Origin of the sequence: Haloquadratum walsbyi C23 (genome assembly GCF_000237865.1) — an archaeon.
GTDB lineage: Archaea > Halobacteriota > Halobacteria > Halobacteriales > Haloferacaceae > Haloquadratum > Haloquadratum walsbyi.
This window is the reverse complement of sequence record NC_017459.1, coordinates 1,120,038-1,141,277: the sequence shown is the minus strand read 5'-3', so window position 1 is coordinate 1,141,277 and position 21,240 is coordinate 1,120,038. Positions and strand designations below refer to the sequence as shown.

The 21,240-nt window shown below is 47.6% G+C and carries 17 protein-coding genes and 1 pseudogene; 5 read left to right on the top strand and 13 right to left on the bottom strand.

Annotated elements, in window-relative coordinates; translation table 11 throughout:
• Positions 1–55: 55 nt before the first annotated feature.
• The 10 genes from HQRW_RS05030 to HQRW_RS04985 form a co-directional block, all read right to left on the bottom strand.
• The gene (locus HQRW_RS05030) at positions 56–1,021 is read right to left on the bottom strand and encodes a hypothetical protein (protein ID WP_014555720.1); all 966 of its coding nucleotides are present in this window, start codon (positions 1,019–1,021) and stop codon (positions 56–58) included.
• A gap of 55 nt (positions 1,022–1,076) precedes the next feature.
• Complete coding sequence (locus HQRW_RS05025; RefSeq protein WP_231852428.1) at positions 1,077–3,137, bottom strand: pentapeptide repeat-containing protein; 2,061 nt, start codon at positions 3,135–3,137, stop codon at positions 1,077–1,079.
• Positions 3,138–3,285: 148 nt separating this feature from the next.
• Positions 3,286–3,807: a DUF2617 family protein gene (locus HQRW_RS05020; RefSeq protein ID WP_014555718.1), complete on the bottom strand. Its 522-nt coding sequence runs from the start codon at positions 3,805–3,807 to the stop codon at positions 3,286–3,288.
• 2 nt (positions 3,808–3,809) lie between these two features.
• Positions 3,810–5,639: a spermidine synthase gene (locus HQRW_RS05015; RefSeq protein WP_014555717.1), complete on the bottom strand. Its 1,830-nt coding sequence runs from the start codon at positions 5,637–5,639 to the stop codon at positions 3,810–3,812.
• A gap of 124 nt (positions 5,640–5,763) precedes the next feature.
• Positions 5,764–6,534 (bottom strand): hypothetical protein, encoded by a 771-nt coding sequence (locus HQRW_RS05010; RefSeq protein ID WP_014555716.1) that lies wholly within the window; start codon positions 6,532–6,534, stop codon positions 5,764–5,766.
• 156 nt (positions 6,535–6,690) lie between these two features.
• The gene (locus tag HQRW_RS05005; protein ID WP_049891670.1) at positions 6,691–6,918 is read right to left on the bottom strand and encodes a hypothetical protein; all 228 of its coding nucleotides are present in this window, start codon (positions 6,916–6,918) and stop codon (positions 6,691–6,693) included.
• Positions 6,919–7,015: 97 nt separating this feature from the next.
• Positions 7,016–7,429 (bottom strand): universal stress protein, encoded by a 414-nt coding sequence (locus HQRW_RS05000; protein ID WP_011571189.1) that lies wholly within the window; start codon positions 7,427–7,429, stop codon positions 7,016–7,018.
• Positions 7,430–7,805: 376 nt separating this feature from the next.
• Positions 7,806–8,669 (bottom strand): DUF2250 domain-containing protein, encoded by an 864-nt coding sequence (locus tag HQRW_RS04995; RefSeq protein WP_014555714.1) that lies wholly within the window; start codon positions 8,667–8,669, stop codon positions 7,806–7,808.
• Between the two features lie 384 nt (positions 8,670–9,053).
• Positions 9,054–9,743: a sensor domain-containing protein gene (locus tag HQRW_RS04990; protein ID WP_014555713.1), complete on the bottom strand. Its 690-nt coding sequence runs from the start codon at positions 9,741–9,743 to the stop codon at positions 9,054–9,056.
• 667 nt (positions 9,744–10,410) lie between these two features.
• Positions 10,411–11,430, bottom strand: a complete 1,020-nt coding sequence (locus tag HQRW_RS04985) for an SMP-30/gluconolactonase/LRE family protein (protein WP_014555712.1) — start codon at positions 11,428–11,430, stop codon at positions 10,411–10,413.
• Positions 11,431–12,216: 786 nt separating this feature from the next.
• Here HQRW_RS04985 and HQRW_RS04980 point away from each other — a divergent pair.
• Positions 12,217–14,565, top strand: a complete 2,349-nt coding sequence (locus HQRW_RS04980) for a glycoside hydrolase family 31 protein (RefSeq protein WP_014555711.1) — start codon at positions 12,217–12,219, stop codon at positions 14,563–14,565.
• Positions 14,566–15,307: 742 nt separating this feature from the next.
• Here HQRW_RS04980 and HQRW_RS04975 read toward each other — a convergent pair.
• Positions 15,308–15,931: an LURP-one-related/scramblase family protein gene (locus HQRW_RS04975; protein WP_014555710.1), complete on the bottom strand. Its 624-nt coding sequence runs from the start codon at positions 15,929–15,931 to the stop codon at positions 15,308–15,310.
• A 138-nt stretch (positions 15,932–16,069) separates the two neighbouring features.
• On the bottom strand, positions 16,070–16,411 hold the full coding sequence (locus HQRW_RS04970) for a DUF5783 family protein (protein ID WP_014555709.1): 342 nt from the start codon (positions 16,409–16,411) through the stop codon (positions 16,070–16,072).
• 969 nt (positions 16,412–17,380) lie between these two features.
• Between HQRW_RS04970 and HQRW_RS04965 the strand changes: the two genes are divergently transcribed.
• Positions 17,381–18,091, top strand: a complete 711-nt coding sequence (locus HQRW_RS04965; RefSeq protein ID WP_014555708.1) for a hypothetical protein — start codon at positions 17,381–17,383, stop codon at positions 18,089–18,091.
• Positions 18,092–18,474: 383 nt separating this feature from the next.
• Here HQRW_RS04965 and HQRW_RS04960 read toward each other — a convergent pair whose 3' ends face one another.
• Positions 18,475–19,191, bottom strand: a complete 717-nt coding sequence (locus tag HQRW_RS04960; RefSeq protein ID WP_014555707.1) for an FkbM family methyltransferase — start codon at positions 19,189–19,191, stop codon at positions 18,475–18,477.
• 828 nt (positions 19,192–20,019) lie between these two features.
• Here HQRW_RS04960 and HQRW_RS04955 point away from each other — a divergent pair.
• The 3 genes and pseudogenes from HQRW_RS04955 to HQRW_RS15430 form a co-directional block, all read left to right on the top strand.
• Entirely contained in the window at positions 20,020–20,331 is a 312-nt protein-coding gene (locus HQRW_RS04955; RefSeq protein ID WP_020966578.1) for a hypothetical protein, read from the top strand.
• Complete coding sequence (locus HQRW_RS04950; RefSeq protein ID WP_049891666.1) at positions 20,332–20,937, top strand: hypothetical protein; 606 nt, start codon at positions 20,332–20,334, stop codon at positions 20,935–20,937.
• A gap of 9 nt (positions 20,938–20,946) precedes the next feature.
• Positions 20,947–21,162: pseudogene (locus HQRW_RS15430) on the top strand (site-specific integrase); the annotation flags it as partial.
• Positions 21,163–21,240: the final 78 nt, after the last annotated feature.

Sequence of the window (21,240 nt, the reverse complement as noted above, 5' to 3'; positions counted from 1 at the left end):
ATGGCGCTGGGATCAAAGCGGTAATCACTCTTTTGCAGAGATCCCGATCAACCGATCAACCTAAGACTCGTTTACGTTCCTCCTCAGACAACTGTATGTCTGGGGTAGCGTTAACCGAGCAGTTTTCACATTCATATGAATTTCCTCCAGCATCGAATCGGTAGACAGGGGTGTTGGTAAGAAAAAGTGCATCCTCTTGACGGCGAGTGATGATAGCGCTTGCATTCGCACCGCAGTTTGGGCAGTAGTCTCTGTCTGTGGCTGGCTCCTGAAAAGTAACGGTGTCTCGTCCCAGTAAGTGACCAGCATATGCTTCCTTTCTGGTCGTCTCGATGATATCACTGGCAGGAACTGGTTCCTGTTCGATGGTATTCTCGACGCCAGCCTGTATGTCTGTTTCAAGATCGATATATGGACTTGTCCTCACGGTGTTTTGCGATCCAAGTAAATAGACCGTGACCATTGCTGTTCGCCCAGTGATATCAATGGTATTGTTCCAACCAGATACAATCAGTTCGATATCTGCCGTTACATCAGTTATTTCTGCGGTGCATCGCCCACCAGTGACACTGACACCGTGTTTGGGATCGGACACAGACACTGATCGCTTCCAGCCAACGCCATGCGCATCATAAACGCCGTGTCCATATGGCGAGTCTGTGAGTTGATTATAGAAGAGTTGCTCTTCTCCAACAATTTCAATATCACCAGTTATTGCATTTGGTTCGATGTGCACATCTTGTGCGCCATCAATGATGATGGTCCCCTCGATTGCATTGTGTGGAACATATATATCCTCGATTGACCCACTAACAGTGGTCTCTATGTCATCTGACGGCACGGTTTTTTCGGTTGGTCTCTGAGATGAAAATACGTATTCAGGATTGATGAGTTTAACATTTCCAGTGACCGAGTTTCGTCGAAAATAGACATTTTCAGCATCGATAACTGAAATCGGCGTTTCCTCACCTCCATTGAGTGTGATATCTCCAGTGAAGTCATGTTCGTGGGCATTGCTCATACTAAGTTAAATTACCGACTGAGTGTGTATTATGTTTTTGCTGAGTTACTCAGTGCTAAATTTCACTCCGTTTAATTAGGGAGTAAATGAAGAGTCCAGCCAAAATTACATTAAGATAAACAAGAATTGCAGCAAGGAATCGAGCCCCAAGACCGAGTGGACCAATGCCACCATATCCGATTGTGAGAAATGTGATATATGAAAAGTATACATTGAGTAGAAGCGTGCGAGTACCGGTCGCGTTCAATGCTTGGGAAAGTGAAGCCTGCCCGGCACTAGTCTCGAATAGCGGTCCAGCAAAAGTGAACAAAATCGCGGCTATCAGTGGAACCAGTATGAACACGGTAGTAATTCGGTACAACCGGAGTCCATACCCGCAGGAAAACTCAAGAAATAGATTCTCTGCTGTCCGAAGTCCGTTTCTGATACGTGTTCGAATTGGTTCTGCAGAATCGGCTGCAATCTGAGTGAACTTTCTCCGTGCATATTGTTGTCGCTTTACCCGAAATTCACCAGCAGCCTTGATGTTGCTTTGTGCTGAGGCACTTGATTTCGCTTTTAAGTACGTCTTCTCAATTCGTGCTGGTGTGAGTTCGAGTGCTGGTGTGAATTCAGTCTCTGGGTGAGCAAAAGTATGAAGAACCCAATTGTTTCGATCAAGATACTCAAGATGCTGTGAGAAATCAAATGTGTCGAATGTCGTGTCACAGAAACGAAAGTAATCAAGCAGCTCTCGTCTATCAACTTGGTCAGCCGCCGTCAGTAGAACATCGCCGACTGTTGCTTGCGTAAAGTCAAAATGTCCCCATCCACGATTTGGTTGCATAATTGTTCCCTCCTCAATTGTTGCATCAGTAAAATCAAGATATGGATCATCAACGAACACCGGATTCTCAATGATGAATGTCTCAGTAATCTCAGCGTCAGTGAAATCAACATCCGATTGGAATTCAGTTCGATTAAATTCAATCGAAACGATGTCCGTATCGCTAAAATCAGCCTTTTGAGTGAATGTAACATTATTAAAAACTGCATCAGATTCAATATAATTCGTCCCCCCGTTGAATTCAGCACCTCGAAAGACAGCGTCCGCGTCGAAGGTAGTATTTGTGAATGCAACATCGCCGTCGAAAATCACTTCATCGAAATCAGCTGTGTCAGCAAATGTGGTATTAACAAAATCTGCATCATCGCTAAACGTACTCCGTTCGAAGTTTACGCACGCATTGAATTTTGCATCTTCTGCGTTTGTGAATCCAAATGTTCCGCGTTCAAAGGTGGTCTCCGCATTAAATCTGGTATTCGCTAATGAGAAGTCATCTGCAAGCACGTCTGCGCCCCCAATAACCGACACCCCTCTGAAGAAGGCTTTTCCATGAAATACGACGTCACCAAAGGAGATGTCCTCCTCACAGTGTAACTCATCGAAATCAGCAGCAGCGTGAAATGTTGATCCATTCAATCGGATTGTACCGTTTGCCGTGGCTTGTTTAAATGTGGTCATGTCATAAAATGTAACATCCTGAAACGCCGTATAATAAAATGACGTATGTTTGAATGATGCGATATCATGAAAGATTGCATGATTGAAGATAGTATTGTCATCAATCGTGCTTGCCTGTTCAGCAAACCATGCACCATCAAATGAAACACGACCGTTGAATTCTGCATGCTCGAAGAACATATCAACAGCAACTGTTATTTCTTCACATACGAGGGACTGCTCAAAGGTCGTATCGGTGAAGTCAACGGTATCACCATTGAAAACCGTCTCAGAGAGGGTGACCACATCAGTGAAGACCGTCTTAGAGGCAAGTAATCCGTCTTCAAATTCACAGTTCGGCGCATGTAAGCCACCAACAGTGCTATTCCGAAGGTCAACGCGTTCCTCAAACCGTGCGTGAGCAGCCGAAATTCCGTTTTTGATTGTTGTATGTCGAAAGTCGAGTGGATATTGATTGTCTGTCTCAACATCGATATAATCAAGATCAAGATATGGGATGTGCGCCCCAATAAACTCCTTTTTATCATTTGCTTCAGCCTCTAACTCGGAGAGAAGTGTAGCATGAATATCCTGTGGTGTAATATCGTGGTGTCTCCGTTCTTCAGGAGTCATATGAAAGACACAGTGTTCGCCCTCTTGATGAGACTCGTGTGGACACGACCACATGGCTGTCAATGATGAGAATTGGCTTTTTTCTGGGGTAGCTGTATATTGGCAGTTCATTCGTCGTGTGCTAGGATTAGTGGTAACTGCTTGTCATTCATTGTTGTGTGCTTGCTTCAATCATATCTCGCGACTCTATATTCGATGCAGAACAGATTTGATGACACGAAATAACCGTCAAATCGTGTTCAGGATATGTATGATAGGTTCGATACTCCCGTTGTGAGATACAGTTGATTGCTGTATACGCGTTTGTATCGAATTTGTATACAATCGTGAACGACCCTACATCTAGAAATGACTCAAATGGCTCAATTCGGACGGTTGTCTGAATACTTGTGTGCTCAGCTCCGAGCGTGTAAACTGTACTTAGTCGTGTGTCCACACAGAGTTCAATCGTGTTGATTGTCGTATCTGATGCCTGCTCTGTCCGTATTGGCTGACAGGAGAAAATTTCATAAAATGGAAGTGCTGGAACGCTTACAGCGTGAGATTCTCCAATAATATGGAATTCTGCTGGGTGTGCAGAAAACAATGTTTCATGAGTCGCTTTAATATCAATATCATCGAGTGAGTGTGGGTGTTTCGACTGGATGAGATATAGTTCTTCTTCTGACATAATTATAGTAGATCTGATAGTGTCATGTTTTGAAGTCGACTGAGTCGATTTGAAGCTGATTCTTGCTTACGCTGGGTATCAATAAGAATCTCATAGTTAGGATTGAAGAGCGTATTCGGTCTAACGCCACGATATGTAGGTACTGAGCGCCACTTCTTCGACTGATACTGTCCTTGATATTTTCTGACATACTGGGTCCCATTCGTAGGGGTAATGACCGGTCGTGATGAATCCGGGGCAAATAGATAAAATAACTCTCCGCGTCGAGTCTCACCATTGCCAGTATAATCATCATATGCATAATATGACTGATATTGGGTGAAACCTGCCTGAGTGACAGTGTTGAAGTATGCTTTCTGATGAGATGAATATGTGTATTGCGAGTAACCCCATGTCGCAACAACACCATTTTCTGTGAGTGAGTCCTTTAGTAATCGATAGAATTGTGTCGAGTAGACCGGAAGCAGATCATCAGTCTTTGCACCAGGCAGGTCAAGCAAAATGACATCATACTGCGCATCTGTCCGCTGCAGGTAATCATAGATGTCAGCCTGATACGTTTTTGCATGTTCGTAAGTATATGCGTTATTGTGGTATTCTGTGAGAAATGAATTCGTTTTGGCGTATTGCATGAACTCTGCATCAATATCGACATGATCAACAGAAACATTCTCTTGACGAAGGTGATCAAGCGCAATCCAGTCACCGCCACCAACGAGAAGCACATCAGTATCTGTAGTGTTTGGATACATTGAGAGAGGGACATCCACCAGTCCATTATGATATGGGCGTGCTGTACTATCACATACCTGGATTGCTGTATCAAGACGGAGACATCGCTCTGTCTGCCCGGCAAAAAGTGGATTCGAACTACTTCCCTTCCAAGTGCGATTATACTGTACGACGTGTTGATATTGGGTGGTGAACTGAGTCGTAATCTCAGCATCGACGGTCCCAGGCGGATACTCTTGTTCTATGTTCCCCTCAAGATAATACTCTGTTAGCGTGTTATCGACTGTTTGATGAGAGATAACGGCTCCACCGAGTGTTGCTGTGAGCACGATCGTAATTACGACCAACACTGTTCGTTCGTTCGTGATAATATCACGGTCGCCTTCGGCAAGAATTCCCCATGGTCGAGAACTAAATCGACAAATAAAGAATAGAGCCGCAACGACATTAATCAGCGCGAGGGCGAAAATAGAGATAATAAGTCCAACGCTTGGGTACAGAAGGAAGACATAAATCAGAGCGCTGATGAGCCCTCCAAGGTAGTCCATTGCAAGAACTGTAGAGTATGTGTCATATTCACTGCGTGAGTGAGATGTATGAAATAATATTCCAATAATCGTATTGATCACTCGGTCGGTCATATTCGTTATTCGCCGTACTCCCGGTGATAATGAGGGTGAGTCTAAATTATTGACAAGTGCAAGTAACAGCGGAAGTTCGAAGCCTGATAAGACGCCAATCCCGACGACCGGAAGACGAGCTAGCAATCCAAGCAGTATCTCTGGAAGGAGCTGCGGCAGTGCAGCCGTATTGATCCAGATAATAAATAACAGACCAACAGGAGCTATAAACGCTAGATAAAGCTCAGTGCGAAAGACATTTTCAGGGCGGGTTTCATCGAACTGTTTGGCGATATAAGATCCAATTCCAAGCGATGAAAAGAAAATACCAATTGTCAATCCGTACTGGGTGACCGTCCCGCCATACATCACAGTCAATAACTCTGAGTATGCAAGTTCATAGGTAAAACTACAGAACGCAACGAGGAAGGTAATAGTATGTAGGCTGGTTTGCGCCGACGGGGTTATGAGCCGCTTCACTGATTGTAACTATTATATTGAGTGACAGAGGCAATTATCATATGAAACAAACGTGGGCCAAGATTGGAATTATGATCGGGGATGGGCGAGGCAAGATAACTGTAACCTGACATTGTAGAGATGACTATATTCGTGGTGATACCTTCCACTTCTTCGTTATCTCTTCGTCATTCCCAGTGGATCGAACACGAAGATCAATGCACTCCCATCCAAGAGGTTGGGTTCCACCACCGGCGAGTTCAGCATTGACCTCCGCACCGACTCTGTACCATCCGCTCCGCGGACTAAGATCAGATCGGATATCTCCGGTCGGGTCATTGTAGGTTGTATCCCAGTTGATGGGTCCAGGTCCAATCGACCGTTCAGTGAATGTGTCATTATCGCCAATAAATCCAATCCCAATCATATTGATCGTGACTGGGACACGAGAGACTTCATTATCGTGGTTATTATACCACGTTGCTGCATATGCGCCACCACCGTACCACGCACGACCATTCGACGTGCGCGGTGCGGATGAGAATCCACCGCGCCCTCTTCCGGTTGCACCTCTTCCTTTTGCTTCGACTGTCCCGATGGGAGATGCTGCGTCCAGTCCTGAATCAACCTCCGCAATGGCACGTTGATGCCAACTAATCTGATTGTTAGTATTCTCAACCTGGGCGCGTGAAGATGCAGCATCGATTTCTTGCCGAGTCATCACCCACTGTGACTCGTCTGGGGCAGTTGTTACCTTGATTATTTCACCACTATTTGTGACGCTGATATCACGGATGATATTCGATTTGCGTGGAGGTGGTGATTGATCATCAGATTGAAATGCGCGGATACAACCCGCCGTGCTCCCGACAGCAATACTTCCGATAACAGTTCGAATCAGCATACGTCGCTTCATAATATGATGACGGGTAATATTGAGATAGTGATTGCGTGCATGTCTATCTAATTGGTTTCGATATTGATGACATTGTATAAATAATGTCTGTTGATTGTATGTGCCTGATACATATCATATGCCGAGTATGTCCTATAATATATTCTGTGATTGCATTCATGTTTGAATATCTAGTTGAATAATAAGCCCCAGTGGCGACACATCGAAGAGTGTAAACTCGATTTCCATCGTCACTGCAGTTATGATATCGTAGCTAATGGTAACTAAAGATGATATTGAAACCCACCAGATGGTCGTTAGAATATGTCTGAAATACTGTATGTGTCGGAGTTCAGTCTCAACCGTGTTTATCAAGAGCCTCTTTGAGAGATCGTCAGCCGACATACTCAGTATCACGATTGTAAGTATATATTCTATCAACTCGTTATACCGGGTGTAGCTATTATCGATAGCAAGCGCATTGAGTGGCTACGAAAGCCAATCAGGAATCAACTGCCTCAGGGACGATTGTCACTGGAACTGCTGCTTCATCGGCGACGACAAAACCAGTATGTCCCTCACGAGCGGTAGTCAATCGACCTTTTGAGCGGTGACCAATTACAATATGATCGATGTCAGCGCTCTCTGAGAGTTCAACCAGTTGCTTGCCAATCGCTGTTCCTGAGCGGAGCCCGCTTCGGCTGAGATGCTCGAGTCCGATATCAATGGAAACGGTCGTCTCTGGGAGGGATTCACGGATCTCATCACGAAAGTCTCGCTCGTCCCCGGATGCATTCTCGGTTTCTGTTATATGAGTCACATACAGTTCATCATTAAATCCATCAGCCAGCCCCACTGCTACGTTCAGAACTGTCTGGAACTGATTATCATCGCTGACTGCAACTAAAATACCCATGGTTATCTAATGTGTTAGAATTAATAATACCTGACGGCATATTATACGATTTTACAAATAATCAAGGCGAGCGTATCGAAATCAAGGCTATTGCCAACACAGATACTTCACCAGCGACTGTTTATGATAAATTATATTAATATTAATATTATCATGATTAGGGACAGCTATTAATTAACTCTTTTTACTATTACAGTGGTTAGTTAAGAAAGTACTCGATAAAGAGAAAAGTCCAGTCGTTTCCGGACCGTCAATGCACTTCCGGCGTCAAAATTAAACTAATTTTTTAATCTGACAGGCTCGAGTCCAACTACATAATATCTCAAAATTGATGCGAAGCCACGAGACAGTATTATTGGACGCCTCATGAGATATGTTAACCCTCTAAACGTCGGAACGCTTCGTCGCCACGGTCAGTCACGATGTAGTAAGTATGCTTACGATGGGTTTCGTCTTTTGGCTTTAATTTTCGCTCGGTCGCCTTGATTGTAGAGCCCTCATACTCAGTGATGAGACCGACCTGTCGAAGCGCGCGGTAAAGATGGCGGACATATTCGAACTCCATATCCAGTTCGTCAGCGGTCATCCGTGGATAATCTGGTCCGCCACGCGCCAGTCGTTGAATAAGCGTGTGTCCATCGGGAAGGTGCCGGAGGACATTCTGTTGTCCATTGGGTTCATCAAGAAATCGGAGGAGATGGTCACCCTCTCGTGACAGTCGATAATAGGTATGATGTTGACGAACCTCATCAGCCTGCTTGGCTTTGACACGGCGTTGTTTGACAGTTCCTGACTCAACTCGTTCAAGCAATCCTGCCGTCTCCATTTTCTTACATAATTCGTCAACCTGCTCGCGCCGGGCATCGAGATGCCCAGCCATTGACCGTGGATAATTCCCCTCGACGGCATTGAGATGGTAGCAGATAAGATAGGCAACAGGCGTGACGGGGAGTGGGGCTAACTGACCGACGATGTCTCGTTCACGCTCAAGTTCGGTTTTGAGATCTTTCGCTTTCTCATATCGTGACTGGGCGTTGCTTGCCGGATCAGAATTGAGATTGAGAGTAATTTCGATCGTCTCCTGGTGGGGTGTGTCGAGTGTCACGACCAACTTACCCGTCTCCCAGTGGTCGCCGGACTTCGAACGAGCTTCTTTTAGTGCTGTTTCGACCTGTCGGTACCGCGTCATAATTGTATCTGCTTCCAGACGGAGACGATCGATCTCTGCCTGCGAAACCATTCTTACTGAGTAATGCTATCCTATCCTGTTGAATTCACCGTGTTGGGTTCCGAGGTATCGAAGTCTCAACGAAACTTAAATAATACCATCTAAAATAATAACATCGTAAGTCTCGTAACGAACTGATTATCAACTGATGAGTCCACTAGCGTTATCACTTCAAATGTAAAGAATATACCATGCACACTGTTGAGGTGCAGAATAGTATCTAGCAACTCTTGACATCCCCCTCACTCTGAAGGGCGAGGATTTCCGAGCATTGGAATATCACCACTCCCAACTTTTGGAATCAATGCTCTATAGTAACTTTGATTATGAGTCTTACTTTTCACGATGCGAGTATTTGTTAGTTGTGTGTCCTGTAGTGGTTGAGCTCGTGTCCTGTCAGGTCCGTGAGGTGGTTTTCCCATCCACCGTCGACGTCTCAACTCCAAGTAGCGCGGTCGCCATGTGTCGGGTAATGTAGGCACTAAGATTCGCCAGATGGAACATTATGAGGATCCCAACGACACCAACCAAACCCGCCAGGAGTGCTTCAGGGAATGTTTCGATCGACCACCTCACCGGTTCATCGTTGACTTCACCGAGACGTGCTGTATATGGATATTGTAGTGGCGCAACGAGCAGCGATAGTCCGTTCGCGAGCACAAACAATGGGATAAGCGCAAACACGGCAATGAAGAATTTCATTGAAAGGAAGCCGACGCCGCGCCACGTTGAGGCTGCCTCAAGATACTTCGTGAGGTCTCCAAACGTGCTGTCTGTATCAGTAGCCACATCATCGTATGTATCAAGCTCTACGTCTAATAGTTGGTTGGCGAGCCAGCGCTCGAATCTGGCGATCCCTCGAGTGATGAAGAGCGCCGCTAGCAGAATAAGAACGCCGATGCCTATCACGGTAAGTGCAATCCCAACTACGAGTATTGAAAAGAGCGCTGAGTAAGCAAATCCAAGCGGAAGCGCCATCAGGAGGTAGAGCAGATGTTTGTACGTACTGGCGTCGACAAGAACACCAATGACTGGCAACTTGGAGGGCGAAGACGCGGAGATAAAATCCATAATTATACGTAGCACACTATATGTCCCGATACCGACATAAATCGGTTGGTTTCAGTTCGTCCGAGTGCTGAGATAAGCATATTACAATACGGGGTTGCATCTCGGATTATCAGCCAATGAAGGAGAGTAATAACGTATTCGCCGACGTATCTCGAGAGATATTATCTGTGACTCTTGACGTCCTCCCCTGCGTTCACGCGGAGGGATCCAAGACATCACACCGCTGCGCTGAGTTGGGAGTTTCAGGTGCAGATCCACAGACTGCCAAGCTTACACACCGTGCGAATCGGTATGAAGTTAGGTAACGGACAGCCCCTTTGAATTGGAGTGCCACATCTTACCCCCCGGTACTCCTATCTTCAGCCGAAAACGCGGTCCTGTGTTAGTTTCCCCACAGGAGCGGTGGTCGGTGTCACCAGACTCGGAGTTACTTATATTGACGCTCGCCCGGTGCTTGTTGTTTGCTTCCCACATGGGGCACACCCGTTTCCAGCGTGGGCGGACACTCACGCTCGAACCGCCATCTTTTGGGCATGCGGCTACAGTGGGATCATAGCCAGTGCGCCGATAATTATAGGTACGTCATATTGCAGCAAAGATGTTCGGAAACTCCCGGCTGCGACGACGCGTATCCATGGTCTGAATATGGTGGGATTGCGCCTATATTAGCTATAACTCAGCGTTAAATCTTCTTGCGGAGAATTGCCCCATCATCGGGCGACTGATTTGCGAAATTACAAATGAAAAGGTCGTTGGAGGTGGGGTCAAATAACACGTCTGAAGGAAAGACCAGTCCATCATCTGCGGTAGCAATCGTCTCCGTCGTCCCTCCAGTATCGACACGAACCACGCGGTTTTGACTATTGACAGCAACATAAATATCACCATCACGGATAGTAATCCCGTCTGCACCAAGGATCGCCTCAGTTTCTGAGACAGTGCTCGCTTCACCGGCACTCCCGTCTGGTTGGACAGGCACCTCGATGAGTCGACCGGTCTCACCTGCTTGCGTCACCGCAATATAAATAGTGCCGTCGGTACCTCGAGTAATACCGTTTGCACCAAAGCTCTCGGTCGCCAGTCGGCCATCATCAAGCCATCTCTCGCGTAACCCATCAGTCCCGACAGCGTAAACCACGCCACTAGACGATTCAGTCACCAGCATCCGAGACCGACCGACGTCAAATAGGATATCGTTCGGAAAGCCACTGATTCCAACGAGTTGGCTCACCTCATCATCTGTGGGAGCCGCCCAGACACCTGCATTATCGTCCTGTGTGGCAGCAGCGACGTAGACAGTGCCATCCGGTCCAATCTCAACTCCGACAGCTCCTGGCATCGTGACCAGTTGCTCGGTGTCCGCGAGGGTCAGCCCGGTCTCACCGATCCGATCGGATGAAAGACGACGCACCTCGCCAACTGTGATTCCGAAGTAGAGATTACCATCGGCGTCGAATGCCATATTTTCCGGCACACGCTCCCCCGGGATTGACACGACAGTTTCCAGACTGGAGGTAGATGTCGAGGCTTGAGTGTCAGGTTGAGGTGTCGTCAGGGCGGTCTCGGTCGCTGTCGCCGTATCACCAGTCGCGGTGTCAACAGGCGTTGACGATGGGTCAGTCTCCGCACAGCCAGTTAGTCCGAGGGTCACCGCTACACCGCTTGCGAGCAATGCGCGCCGAGTGAGTGAATCGTCCAGCACAACCAGTATTAACGAACGGAAGTCGTTCAATGCACGGAAATCTGAAATATGCGTTTGATTTCATACTCGTCGGTTCCAAACGGGGGTTTGAGAACGTCGATGTGAGTTCCACTCCCGCTGAGGATATCGTTAAGATGTTTGTATGGCTTCGCGCTGATACGAAACTATATTGCCGTCGTCGGTGAGAGACAGTTTATATCGATTCAGTGTAGTTCGCACAAAGCAGGTGTGCAACCGTTCTTCGTATGGTGGCAGTCCAAAGTCGTCGTACTCATAGTAGTTCTCCATCAATCTGAGAGACTTCGAAACGATGCGCTGAGTCGTATTCTTCACGAGATCGGAATCATCTTGAAGACGAGGCGAAATCAAATTCCAACCCACGCCCTCTTTGGTAAGCCGGATGGTTTTGTTGTACACTCGGCGTGCTTGCGATAGCCTTCTGGGCAAGCACTCTTTCTCTGTTGGTGGCTTGACCAGGATATCACCGTTTTCTCGATGAACATCGCTTCGTCTCCACTCTCGATTCTAGCTAGTATAAACATTCCCGTGATGTTAGCGTATTTCTCCCTTCAGCTTTCAGAATTCGATTATATCTATTGTTGCGTCACCCGCCGGGGGCGACGCAGTGCTCATTCGATTTTTAAGCGCATTTGAGTGACTTCGCGGTGCGCTCATTGTCGGGAAATCTGTCTTCGCGCTCAAACAGTAGGTTCGCCGGTGATATGATCATCCTGGTCATTATGAATATCAGTGGGTATTTATTTTGCTTTTGAGTCCATATTTGATATGTGGTTGGAGCTCACAGAGGTGCGTGGGACTAATTTTGAACGACCGTTTGAATTTGACTGTGCGGCTAAGCCGCTAAATAACGAACATCCGACTCCCAGACATACTATTCCAATTTCAGTGCAGTTCCTCACTGAGAAAGCCGTCAGACTGGTCCTTCGACCAAATCCAGAGGTAGCTGAAGTGGACTCTTCTCCATTAGGTCTGCCGTATGATGAGTATTCTCGTGATACAAACGTTGATATAAACTCAGGAGATGAAACTGTCAAGCTCGATACTGAGGGCATTTCGGCTTCAGTCGCTACCGACACCGCTTCGTTTACTCTGAGTTACGATAACAAACGGATACTCGACACTAATATTGATGTCACGAATAATCGAGGGGAACTGTCCGTTCCAACGATAGGATATAAAGAAAACATTGTCGACAACTACCCGCTTGAAGTGGTACAAACGGGCTTCTCCACCGCGCTTGACCCTGCGGAATCGATATTCGGACTGGGAGAACAGTTCACTACCTTTGAAAAGAGCGGTAGTAGAGTAGAAGCATCTGTGTCGCAGGCACACGGCACAAACTCCAACGACACCTATGCACCAGTTCCGTTTTTTCTATCTGATCGTGGCTACGGCGTTCTTGTTGAGACGGCGTGTGATGTTACATTCGACTTCGGGAGCAATACGCCCGATGCGACGGCGATTAATGTTGATTCGTCTGTTCTCTCAATTGTCGTATTTGCAGGGGAATCACTCAAAGATATCATCTCCTCATACACCGCATTAACAGGTCGTGCACCTGAGTTACCTGAGTGGACATACGGTATCTGGATGTCTCGGAACTCATACGAAAGCCAAACACAGGTGCGTGATATTGCATCTGAGATTCGAGAGCGTTCTATGCCCTGCGATGTACTCCATGTCGATCCAGGATGGATGGATATGGAAGCTCCAGAGATGGCGTTCGACGCCGAGAGATTTCCTTCTCCAGAGAAAATGAAAGCGAATCTTGCAGAGGCAGGTTTCAGGCTGTCCGTTTGGGAGTACCCATACATCAATACAGGCACAGATCTATTTAGGACGGCGGAACAGAATGACTACTTAGTCACTGATCATGAGGGGCGAAGCTATATTCTACGGCGACCGAGCTATTCAGCTACACGTGCTGGAATCATCGATTTCTCAAATCCTGAGGCCATATCATGGTGGCAAGAAATTCATCACGAGTTGATTGAGAGTGGTATCGACGTGTTCAAAACCGACTTTGGGGAATATCTCCCGCCACAGACAACGACTGCTGACCGACGCACTGGGATGGGCGGTAAGAATATTTATTCAGTCGCGTACCAGCGAGCAGTTGCTGGCGCGTTTGAAGAGTTTGATAAACCGCCCGTACTCTGGTCTCGGTCGGCATGGGTTGGTGCACAGCAGTATCCGATACACTGGGGTGGGGATACTCGATCAACATTCAAAGGTTTCAGAGAAAGCGTTCGCGGCGGATTGAGCTTGCTTATCTCAGGATTCCAGTTTTGGAGTTGCGATATTGGAGGGTATAAACCGAAGCCATCAGAGACACTCTATATTCGATGGGCTCAGTGGGCGCTGCTCTCATTATCTCACCCACGATTTCACGGCAAGACACCAAGGGAACCGTGGATGTTCGGTGATAGAGCCACAAAGATAATCATTGAATTTGCCAAACTCCGATATCGCCTGCTTCCATATTATCTCAGCTATGGGTGTGAGGCTATTGCGACCGGTGTGGCAATAATGCGCCCGATGGCTCTCGAATTTGAGGACTACCAGCAGGTTTCAGCCTCTGCAACACAACATATGATTGGCGAAGAATTCCTTGTCGCACCAGTTTTATCGGTGGATGGTCGGGTGAAAGTAGACCTCCCACCCGGCGAGTGGGTAGACTATTGGAGTGGGGAATATCATGTTGGACCACAGCGTCAAAGACGCGAACCTAATCTTGATGAACTCCCATTTTTTGTACGCGCCGAAAGTATCATTCCAGAGGATCCTCGTGTGAGAATGCACGCAGACGGACCACCTGCGGAACTCGACTATCGCGTCTATCCAGCTTGCGAAGGAAAAACGACCACGCAGTTCACTGTCCGACACCCCGAAGTCAAAAACCCAGATTCAATCGAGGTGGAAATAGATGAATCGTGGCAGGTAATGACAGTTACGACATCAGACAGTTTACCGCCTGGAACTGTCATCGTGGAAGCCGCCGCTAACCCACCCAACAGGGTTGTTGTTGATGACACGGAACTTGATTCAGACGAGATACAGTATGATGCTAACGAGAGGATACTCACCTTCGACATCAACTCCAATACTTCCTGAGGTCTTAAGACGCTCAAATACAGTGTCCAATTTGTCGAAGCTTCACTTGTTATTATATTCTGATATCTTCTCGTTTGTTCCCAACTAACTTGAGCATATAGGTATGAAACCTCATCAGCTTGATTTCTGGTATGTAGCAATACCTGTTATCGACTCATCCTCATGCTCATTGCTCGTTAATATCGCCTGACCGTTGAATATCTTTACCTCGAAGCTTTTCCAATAGCTCACATGTTTAATATGCCAATCAAATATATTCCCAATAATTATAGTACAACTATCAGTATAGTCTGTGCTTAGAGGGTACACAGTCCGCATATTATTCCGAATCCTCGCGCTTTAGCGCCGAGAAGATATCAGGTATGTTGAAAGCCTCTCAAACTGTGAAATAGTGTCTATATACCTAAATAATCCGGGGTATCATATTGTGTCATGAAAACTCAACTCAAAACCCGTCTCGCAGGAATAATCGGCATGGTATTCTCATTTCTCGTTCTATTTCTGCAGTTTGGAATCCCTTTCTCATGAATTCCTGGCAGGTTTTAGATCAAAACCAGGGGAATTGATGATACCGTACACTGGCGATGGCATAGACACGAATGATGAATTGTGATGGCGCGAGGGCAGAGCTGCCTGGAATAACGGTGATAATACGGTGACAATCAAATATAATGATGGCGACACAGTCGACGTATACATGCATTGATCTGCGCTTTTCTGAGGACGGTGATCAGTCGGACACTCAGTTACCCTGGATTGCGTCAATAACCATTGCCGCAGCAATAACGGCTTCTTTCGACACAGTGTTTGTATCGTCAATAGTGATTTTATACCGGTCTCGAAGTGATATTTGCCCATCGATATTTCCAATATGAGAATCATTGGCGTCAGTAATCTCATATTTATGTGGAATGAACTCACCGAACGGAATCACATTACGAGCGATTGTCACGAGGGTCCCACGAGAATTAATTTCTGCAATCTTCTCTTCTGTGTCCACATCCCGTATCCGCCAAGTGTCTTGCAGAAGTGAATAATCATTATCGAGGACGATGAGATCTTCACCCGTTTGTGAGTCTGTCAAGACATAGTTACCAGCAATGTCAATCATTCCTCCAGCATTGACCTCAAACACCTCTTCACCGTTTGAATCAACGAATGGAAACTCCTCTTTGAGTTTGAACATTTTCTGCTTCCCACGGATGACGACGTTTTCATCCGCATCCATCGCTTTGTACTTGTTTCGAATCGGCAGCAGGGATTGCTCAACGACGTATGTATCTCCAGTAAGATCCAATCCACTGATATCATGATTGCGTGTCATTGCACTTCGTTTGTTTTGGATGCCGTCAGGAAATGAAACCATTGACTGGATTGCTTTGCTGAGTAGTGATCTGTCTCGATGGATATTACGTGTGTCATATTATGACCTCATCTGTGGGATCACGTATACCGATGACTGACGATGCAAACGGCAGACGCTGTCGCCTCCGAGTCTTTCTCGTCAGTCACGGCGAGTTTGCTCCTCGAATTCAAAGACAAAGAGATTATGAAGTTCATGTTCAATTCTGGTGGTAAACTCGTCAAGAACAGCGTTGAACGATTCTTCATCGCCAGGGAGAGACTGTGCACGTTCGTCGATATCGTCAGGGAGACGAACGTGGAACTTCCCATTCCCCTCATAGAGAGGCTCACTCTCGCTGAGTACTTTTCGATCAATCGCTCGGAGGGTCTCAGAGTCACACGCGCCATGCAGTTGCTGATATGCATCTGAGTATGCCTGCTCAATCTCTTCGAAGTAATGTTCGTATTTATTATCGAACTTCTCTGGATCGAACTTGGTCATGAGTTAGTTGAGGACGAGATTTCATTAAATGATTCCGGACAGTGACAGGAGCTCGGATAATCAAACGCGCCCAGCTGATTGACAGTTTCCTCTCACGAGACATGAGACGTGAGAAAAAACACGGCACACAGAGTATATGATACGGTGATGCAAATGTAACGACTAACTCACCTCTCACACATCAGGTAGCACGATTGGGATCGCTAGGATATAACCATATGATTCCATTCATATTTTATTATTCACAATTTGTTGTTCACTGCGCGTTATTTATGATTAATTACTTGCCCTTGATTTATTGCTATCATGTTTTACTTCTATTTTTGATGTTACACTCTTCTCTCAATACGTATATTTAGTATCTCATGAGCTGTTATCCGTTGCAAAATTATACAATTCGGTGATAAATCGACAATTCAGCGAATAAGATCGTACTCTGTGTATGCTTCAAATATATACGGAATATTTATTTGTAGGCAAAGTGGGTATATTTGTTTACAGAGTGGAATTCCATTGTGTCGTACAGTTTTATTTCTATATAATCGCTGGTCCTCTACAGCGCCAGTATCGCAGGGAAATTGATAGCGATAAAAAAAAGAATCATAGTTCAATGTGCACGTGGACTTGACGAGCAGTCTCAATAGTCGATTTAGGGGCGATAGGCATCTCGAGCCTCGGAATTTCTGATTCAAGATATGACGAGAATGAGGGTCAAACCAATTCAGCGTCCAGTGTCCAGCGTCCAACGCCGTCACGCCACTACTCTGTATTTGATTGAAACTGTATATGAAAACATAGTTGAAATCTAATAATCTATCAATCATATAGGATTTGAGATACAGTTATATAAAAGCCAACGACCGAAACAATCGCCTGCACAACGGTTTCAGAATACTGCAGGTTTCGATATGTTGCTACTGTCACATCAATCCCTGAGAATCTTTATTTATCGGAGTGAATCCGGTAATAGTGTCACGAGAGGCTGACCTCGACCGTTTGTATGAGTTATTAATCGATCTTGAAGACCGTGTTAGCGGGAAGCATCGACTCAAAAGCTGTACGGGCTATCTTGACTGGCCTAAGCGTGGTGTCTACTTCTTATTTGCACATGACGAATACAGGGACACTGACGATCAACACCGTCTCACTCGAATCGGAACGCACGCCGTTTCGTCTGGTTCAGGAGCGTCATTATGGAGCCGACTTCGCGCACATCGGGGGGCAAACAGCGGAACATATGCGGGTGGCGGCAACCACCGAGGTTCGGTGTTTCGAAAACATATCGGGAAAGCACTTATCGAACGGCATAATCTCCATGCCGAATACCCGTATTGGGGTGACGGGTCGAGTGCCGACCCAAATCGACGTCTGAACGAGCATGACCTTGAACGGCAAGTGAGCGACCACATACGTGATCTCCCGTTTCTGTGGATCGACGTAGACGACGAACCCGGTCCGGATAGCGACCGAGCATACATCGAACAAAACGCTATTGCACTCGTGAGCAACTTCGAGAAGGACGGTCTTGACAGACGCAACAGCGACTGGGTAGGAGCAGAATCTCCAAGACAGGAGATACGAAATCCTGGGTTATGGAATATTAATCATGTCAACGGAGATTACGACTCCGCGTTTCTTGATCGGGTTGCTGAGGCCGTCAAGGATACAACTCCTGTGTAGCCACCTATTTTTGAGATGATTCAAAGTGCCTGATGTATCTACTTTCTTTAAGCTTTCACTCGCATGCGTGCATCTTCGAGGTGAGAAGATATGTAGTTCTATATGGATTCTTATGCACGTTGTACGGGTCGAGATGCCTGTTACTCGGAGGTTCCTACCCTGAAGTTTGCTTCTCGATGATACCGTTGAGGTAGTGCTGCCCTCGTCAGTTCTCTTGACCGGGTCCTCCCCACCGACCTTATGATGATGATGAACAGGGCGCTTCTGACCACGTTCGAACAATCTGGATTATGTCATTTCTGCTCTGTCTGATCGTCAGAGTGAAATCGTTAGGCTCATAAAATTTTTGATAGAACAGGAGTATTAGATGTGTTTCCTGGCGATTACCGCGGTGTACAGATAAGTCCCTCTCCAAGATCTTCGACAGCATAACCCAATTCATGGAGGAAGTCCCGTGTCTCGCGACAGTCACCATGTGGCTCGAAGTATACCGTTGGCATCGCTGTCTTGAGCGTATCCGTCGCCCCGCGAAGGACATCATCGCCTGCCCCCTCCACGTCGATTTTGATGTGGTCAGGCTGGGGATGGTGACCAACGATGGAGTCAATGGTGCGTGTTTCTACGTTGGTTTGCTCAATTACGGACCCTCCAGATATCTTCGCGTTCGAACGATGGAGCGACGAAATCTCCGGATATGATGATAGATAAAACGTCTCCGTACCGTCTTCATCGACAACCGCCACAGGCAGGACGGTAGTATCAAACCCGTTTGTGTCGATGTTCTGCTGGAGCTTCTCTCGCGCCTCGGCGTTCGGCTCAAGCGCAACTACCTCTGCACCTATCGAAGCGGCGGCACAAGTGTAGACGCCAACATTCGCCCCAATGTCGTAGACAGTATCCTGATTTTCGATTCGCTCAAGAAGTCCTAACAGGAGCTCGTCCCGACCGTGTAGATTGTACAACTCATAACTCCGGAACTGTACCTCGCCCACTGTCTTTTGTGTCGGTCTGCCGTACGTATAGTTCAGGTCGCGTGCTCGGTAATATCCCGCGTATATGGCACCGACCAGACTGTGCCGGAGTCGGCGCATGAGCGACATGTCATTATTAGATCTTTCGCTCGCAAAAGTCACTCGTGTCAAAGAGAAATATACTTCTCACTGTCGAGATGGAGGCCGCGGCATTGTGGACCTGCATCGGGGTCACATCAAAGCCACGAGGCTTCCTGCTTCTTCGACAGAAATTATAAATCCACTCTCACTGAGAGAGTCGTTTCAGAGCGGTTCCGGTCTCCACAGGTCGTTCGAAAATCTTCGATCGCTCATCTGTAGCAGTCAGTACCTGCGGAAGATTGGGTGTAGAGTCGGCAGAATAACGAACTGACACCTGTGATCAGAGAGGATCGAAACTACAGGTATTCACTTCTACAGATGAGCGATATTCTATTTGATTGTGATTATGCCCGTAATCACGACCATTTTAAACTACCCCGACGCCGTTGGGGAAGCACGAAACGTGGAACCGCACGAAGCGGGCCTTGAACCTAGGGAAAAGCCGGCGAACATCGCTCCCCTACCGATTCATGCCGAGAGTCCTGTCGATAAGATCTGATAGCTTCTAATACAAACCAATACGCATGATGCCTCTCTCGAAAGACGAGTTCCACTCTATCGACGAGGCAGGGCCCTCACTCCCCGACCTCGGCCGAACACACCCAGGGCGCGGTGTGTCGCTTCCTCCTCGAGCACGCCAGACAGACGTTCGCTGCCGGGAGATCGTTGACACCAACGGCCCTACCGAGTCAATGACCAATCTGGACAGTGAGGGCTCGTGATCTGATACGGGTGAAGTAGCTAGCAATTCCGACTGTTCCCATGTGTTCACACATAGGGGAACAACTTATCAAGCACCCCCGGTTACCTTCTGCCATGAGTCAGGAATCGCTCGACGATACGATCAAGTTCCGCGCTGGCCCACTCAAAGAAGTAGCGACCGAGCTCGATTCAGTCCATCTGGGCGGAGTCAACATCAGTGAACTTGCACGCGAGGGGCTCACTCAGATGCTCCGGCGAACGATGACCGATGATGATAAAATCGCAATCTACGAACGCTATTCATCGGGCGACCTCTCAGAGGATGCTGCTCGCGTGCTCCTCGGTGACGAGTTTGAACTGGTACAAGAGGATATCGATGCATTCCGTGAGGCTTCCGAGGATGACACCAGCGACTATCTCGTCTAAATAGCCTCGGACGCCACGCGGTACCCCATCCTGGTCGATACTGACGCACTGATTGCCGTCGCGAATAGTTCCTTGTGGCCTCAGATTATCGAACACGTCGGCCTCACGACGACGAACGTCTGCAAACAGGAACTAGGGCGGCATGTCGAGAACACGCGAGAGACAGCGCCGGAAGGGAGCCGGCCGTACCGGCTTCATCACGGGAGCCGTGCCGCGCTTGATGCCCTCGAAGACGATGAGGCGCCGCTTACCCAGGTGACGAGCGTGCCCCGTCCCCACGGGGCAGACGCGGGTGAGGAATCCCTCCGGCAGGAAGTGGAACAGAACCCGCAGGCCGTCGACTACGTTATCCTGATGGACGCGGCTGGCCGTCGTTCGATCCGTCGCGCTGTCGACGACAATGGTGAAGATACCAGTGTCGTGGCGCCGCCGTTTCTGTTCTACATCCTCTACGACAACGATCTGATCTCGCGTCGTCAGTTCTGCGAGGCGTGTGGGGAGCTGTTGGAGCGTGAGGGCTGGACTGGATACAACGCCGTGAAAGCCGCGTGGGAGGGGATTCCGATCGATTGTAGTGATATCCTGGACGACCAGCTGGCCCCGTGACGAACACGTATGGATCGAAACGCCCCACCGTCACGCGGTAACTCGACACCACTCTCCGAGACGTTCGACCGGTACCTCCAGGACAAGGGCAAGGGTCGCGGTGGCGAGGGCGGGAACTACCGCCGGAACGCCGCCCGCGAACTCGAACGGTTCGTCGAATGGGCCGCCGGCGATCGGAGTAACGACGACTGGACCGGAATCATCCCCGACGACGTTGACCGTGACCTCGAAGAGCATCTGGTCGCGACGCCGGCGGAGTGACCTCAACACTTTTTACTGATTCGCTGTAAACTGTAATCAAGA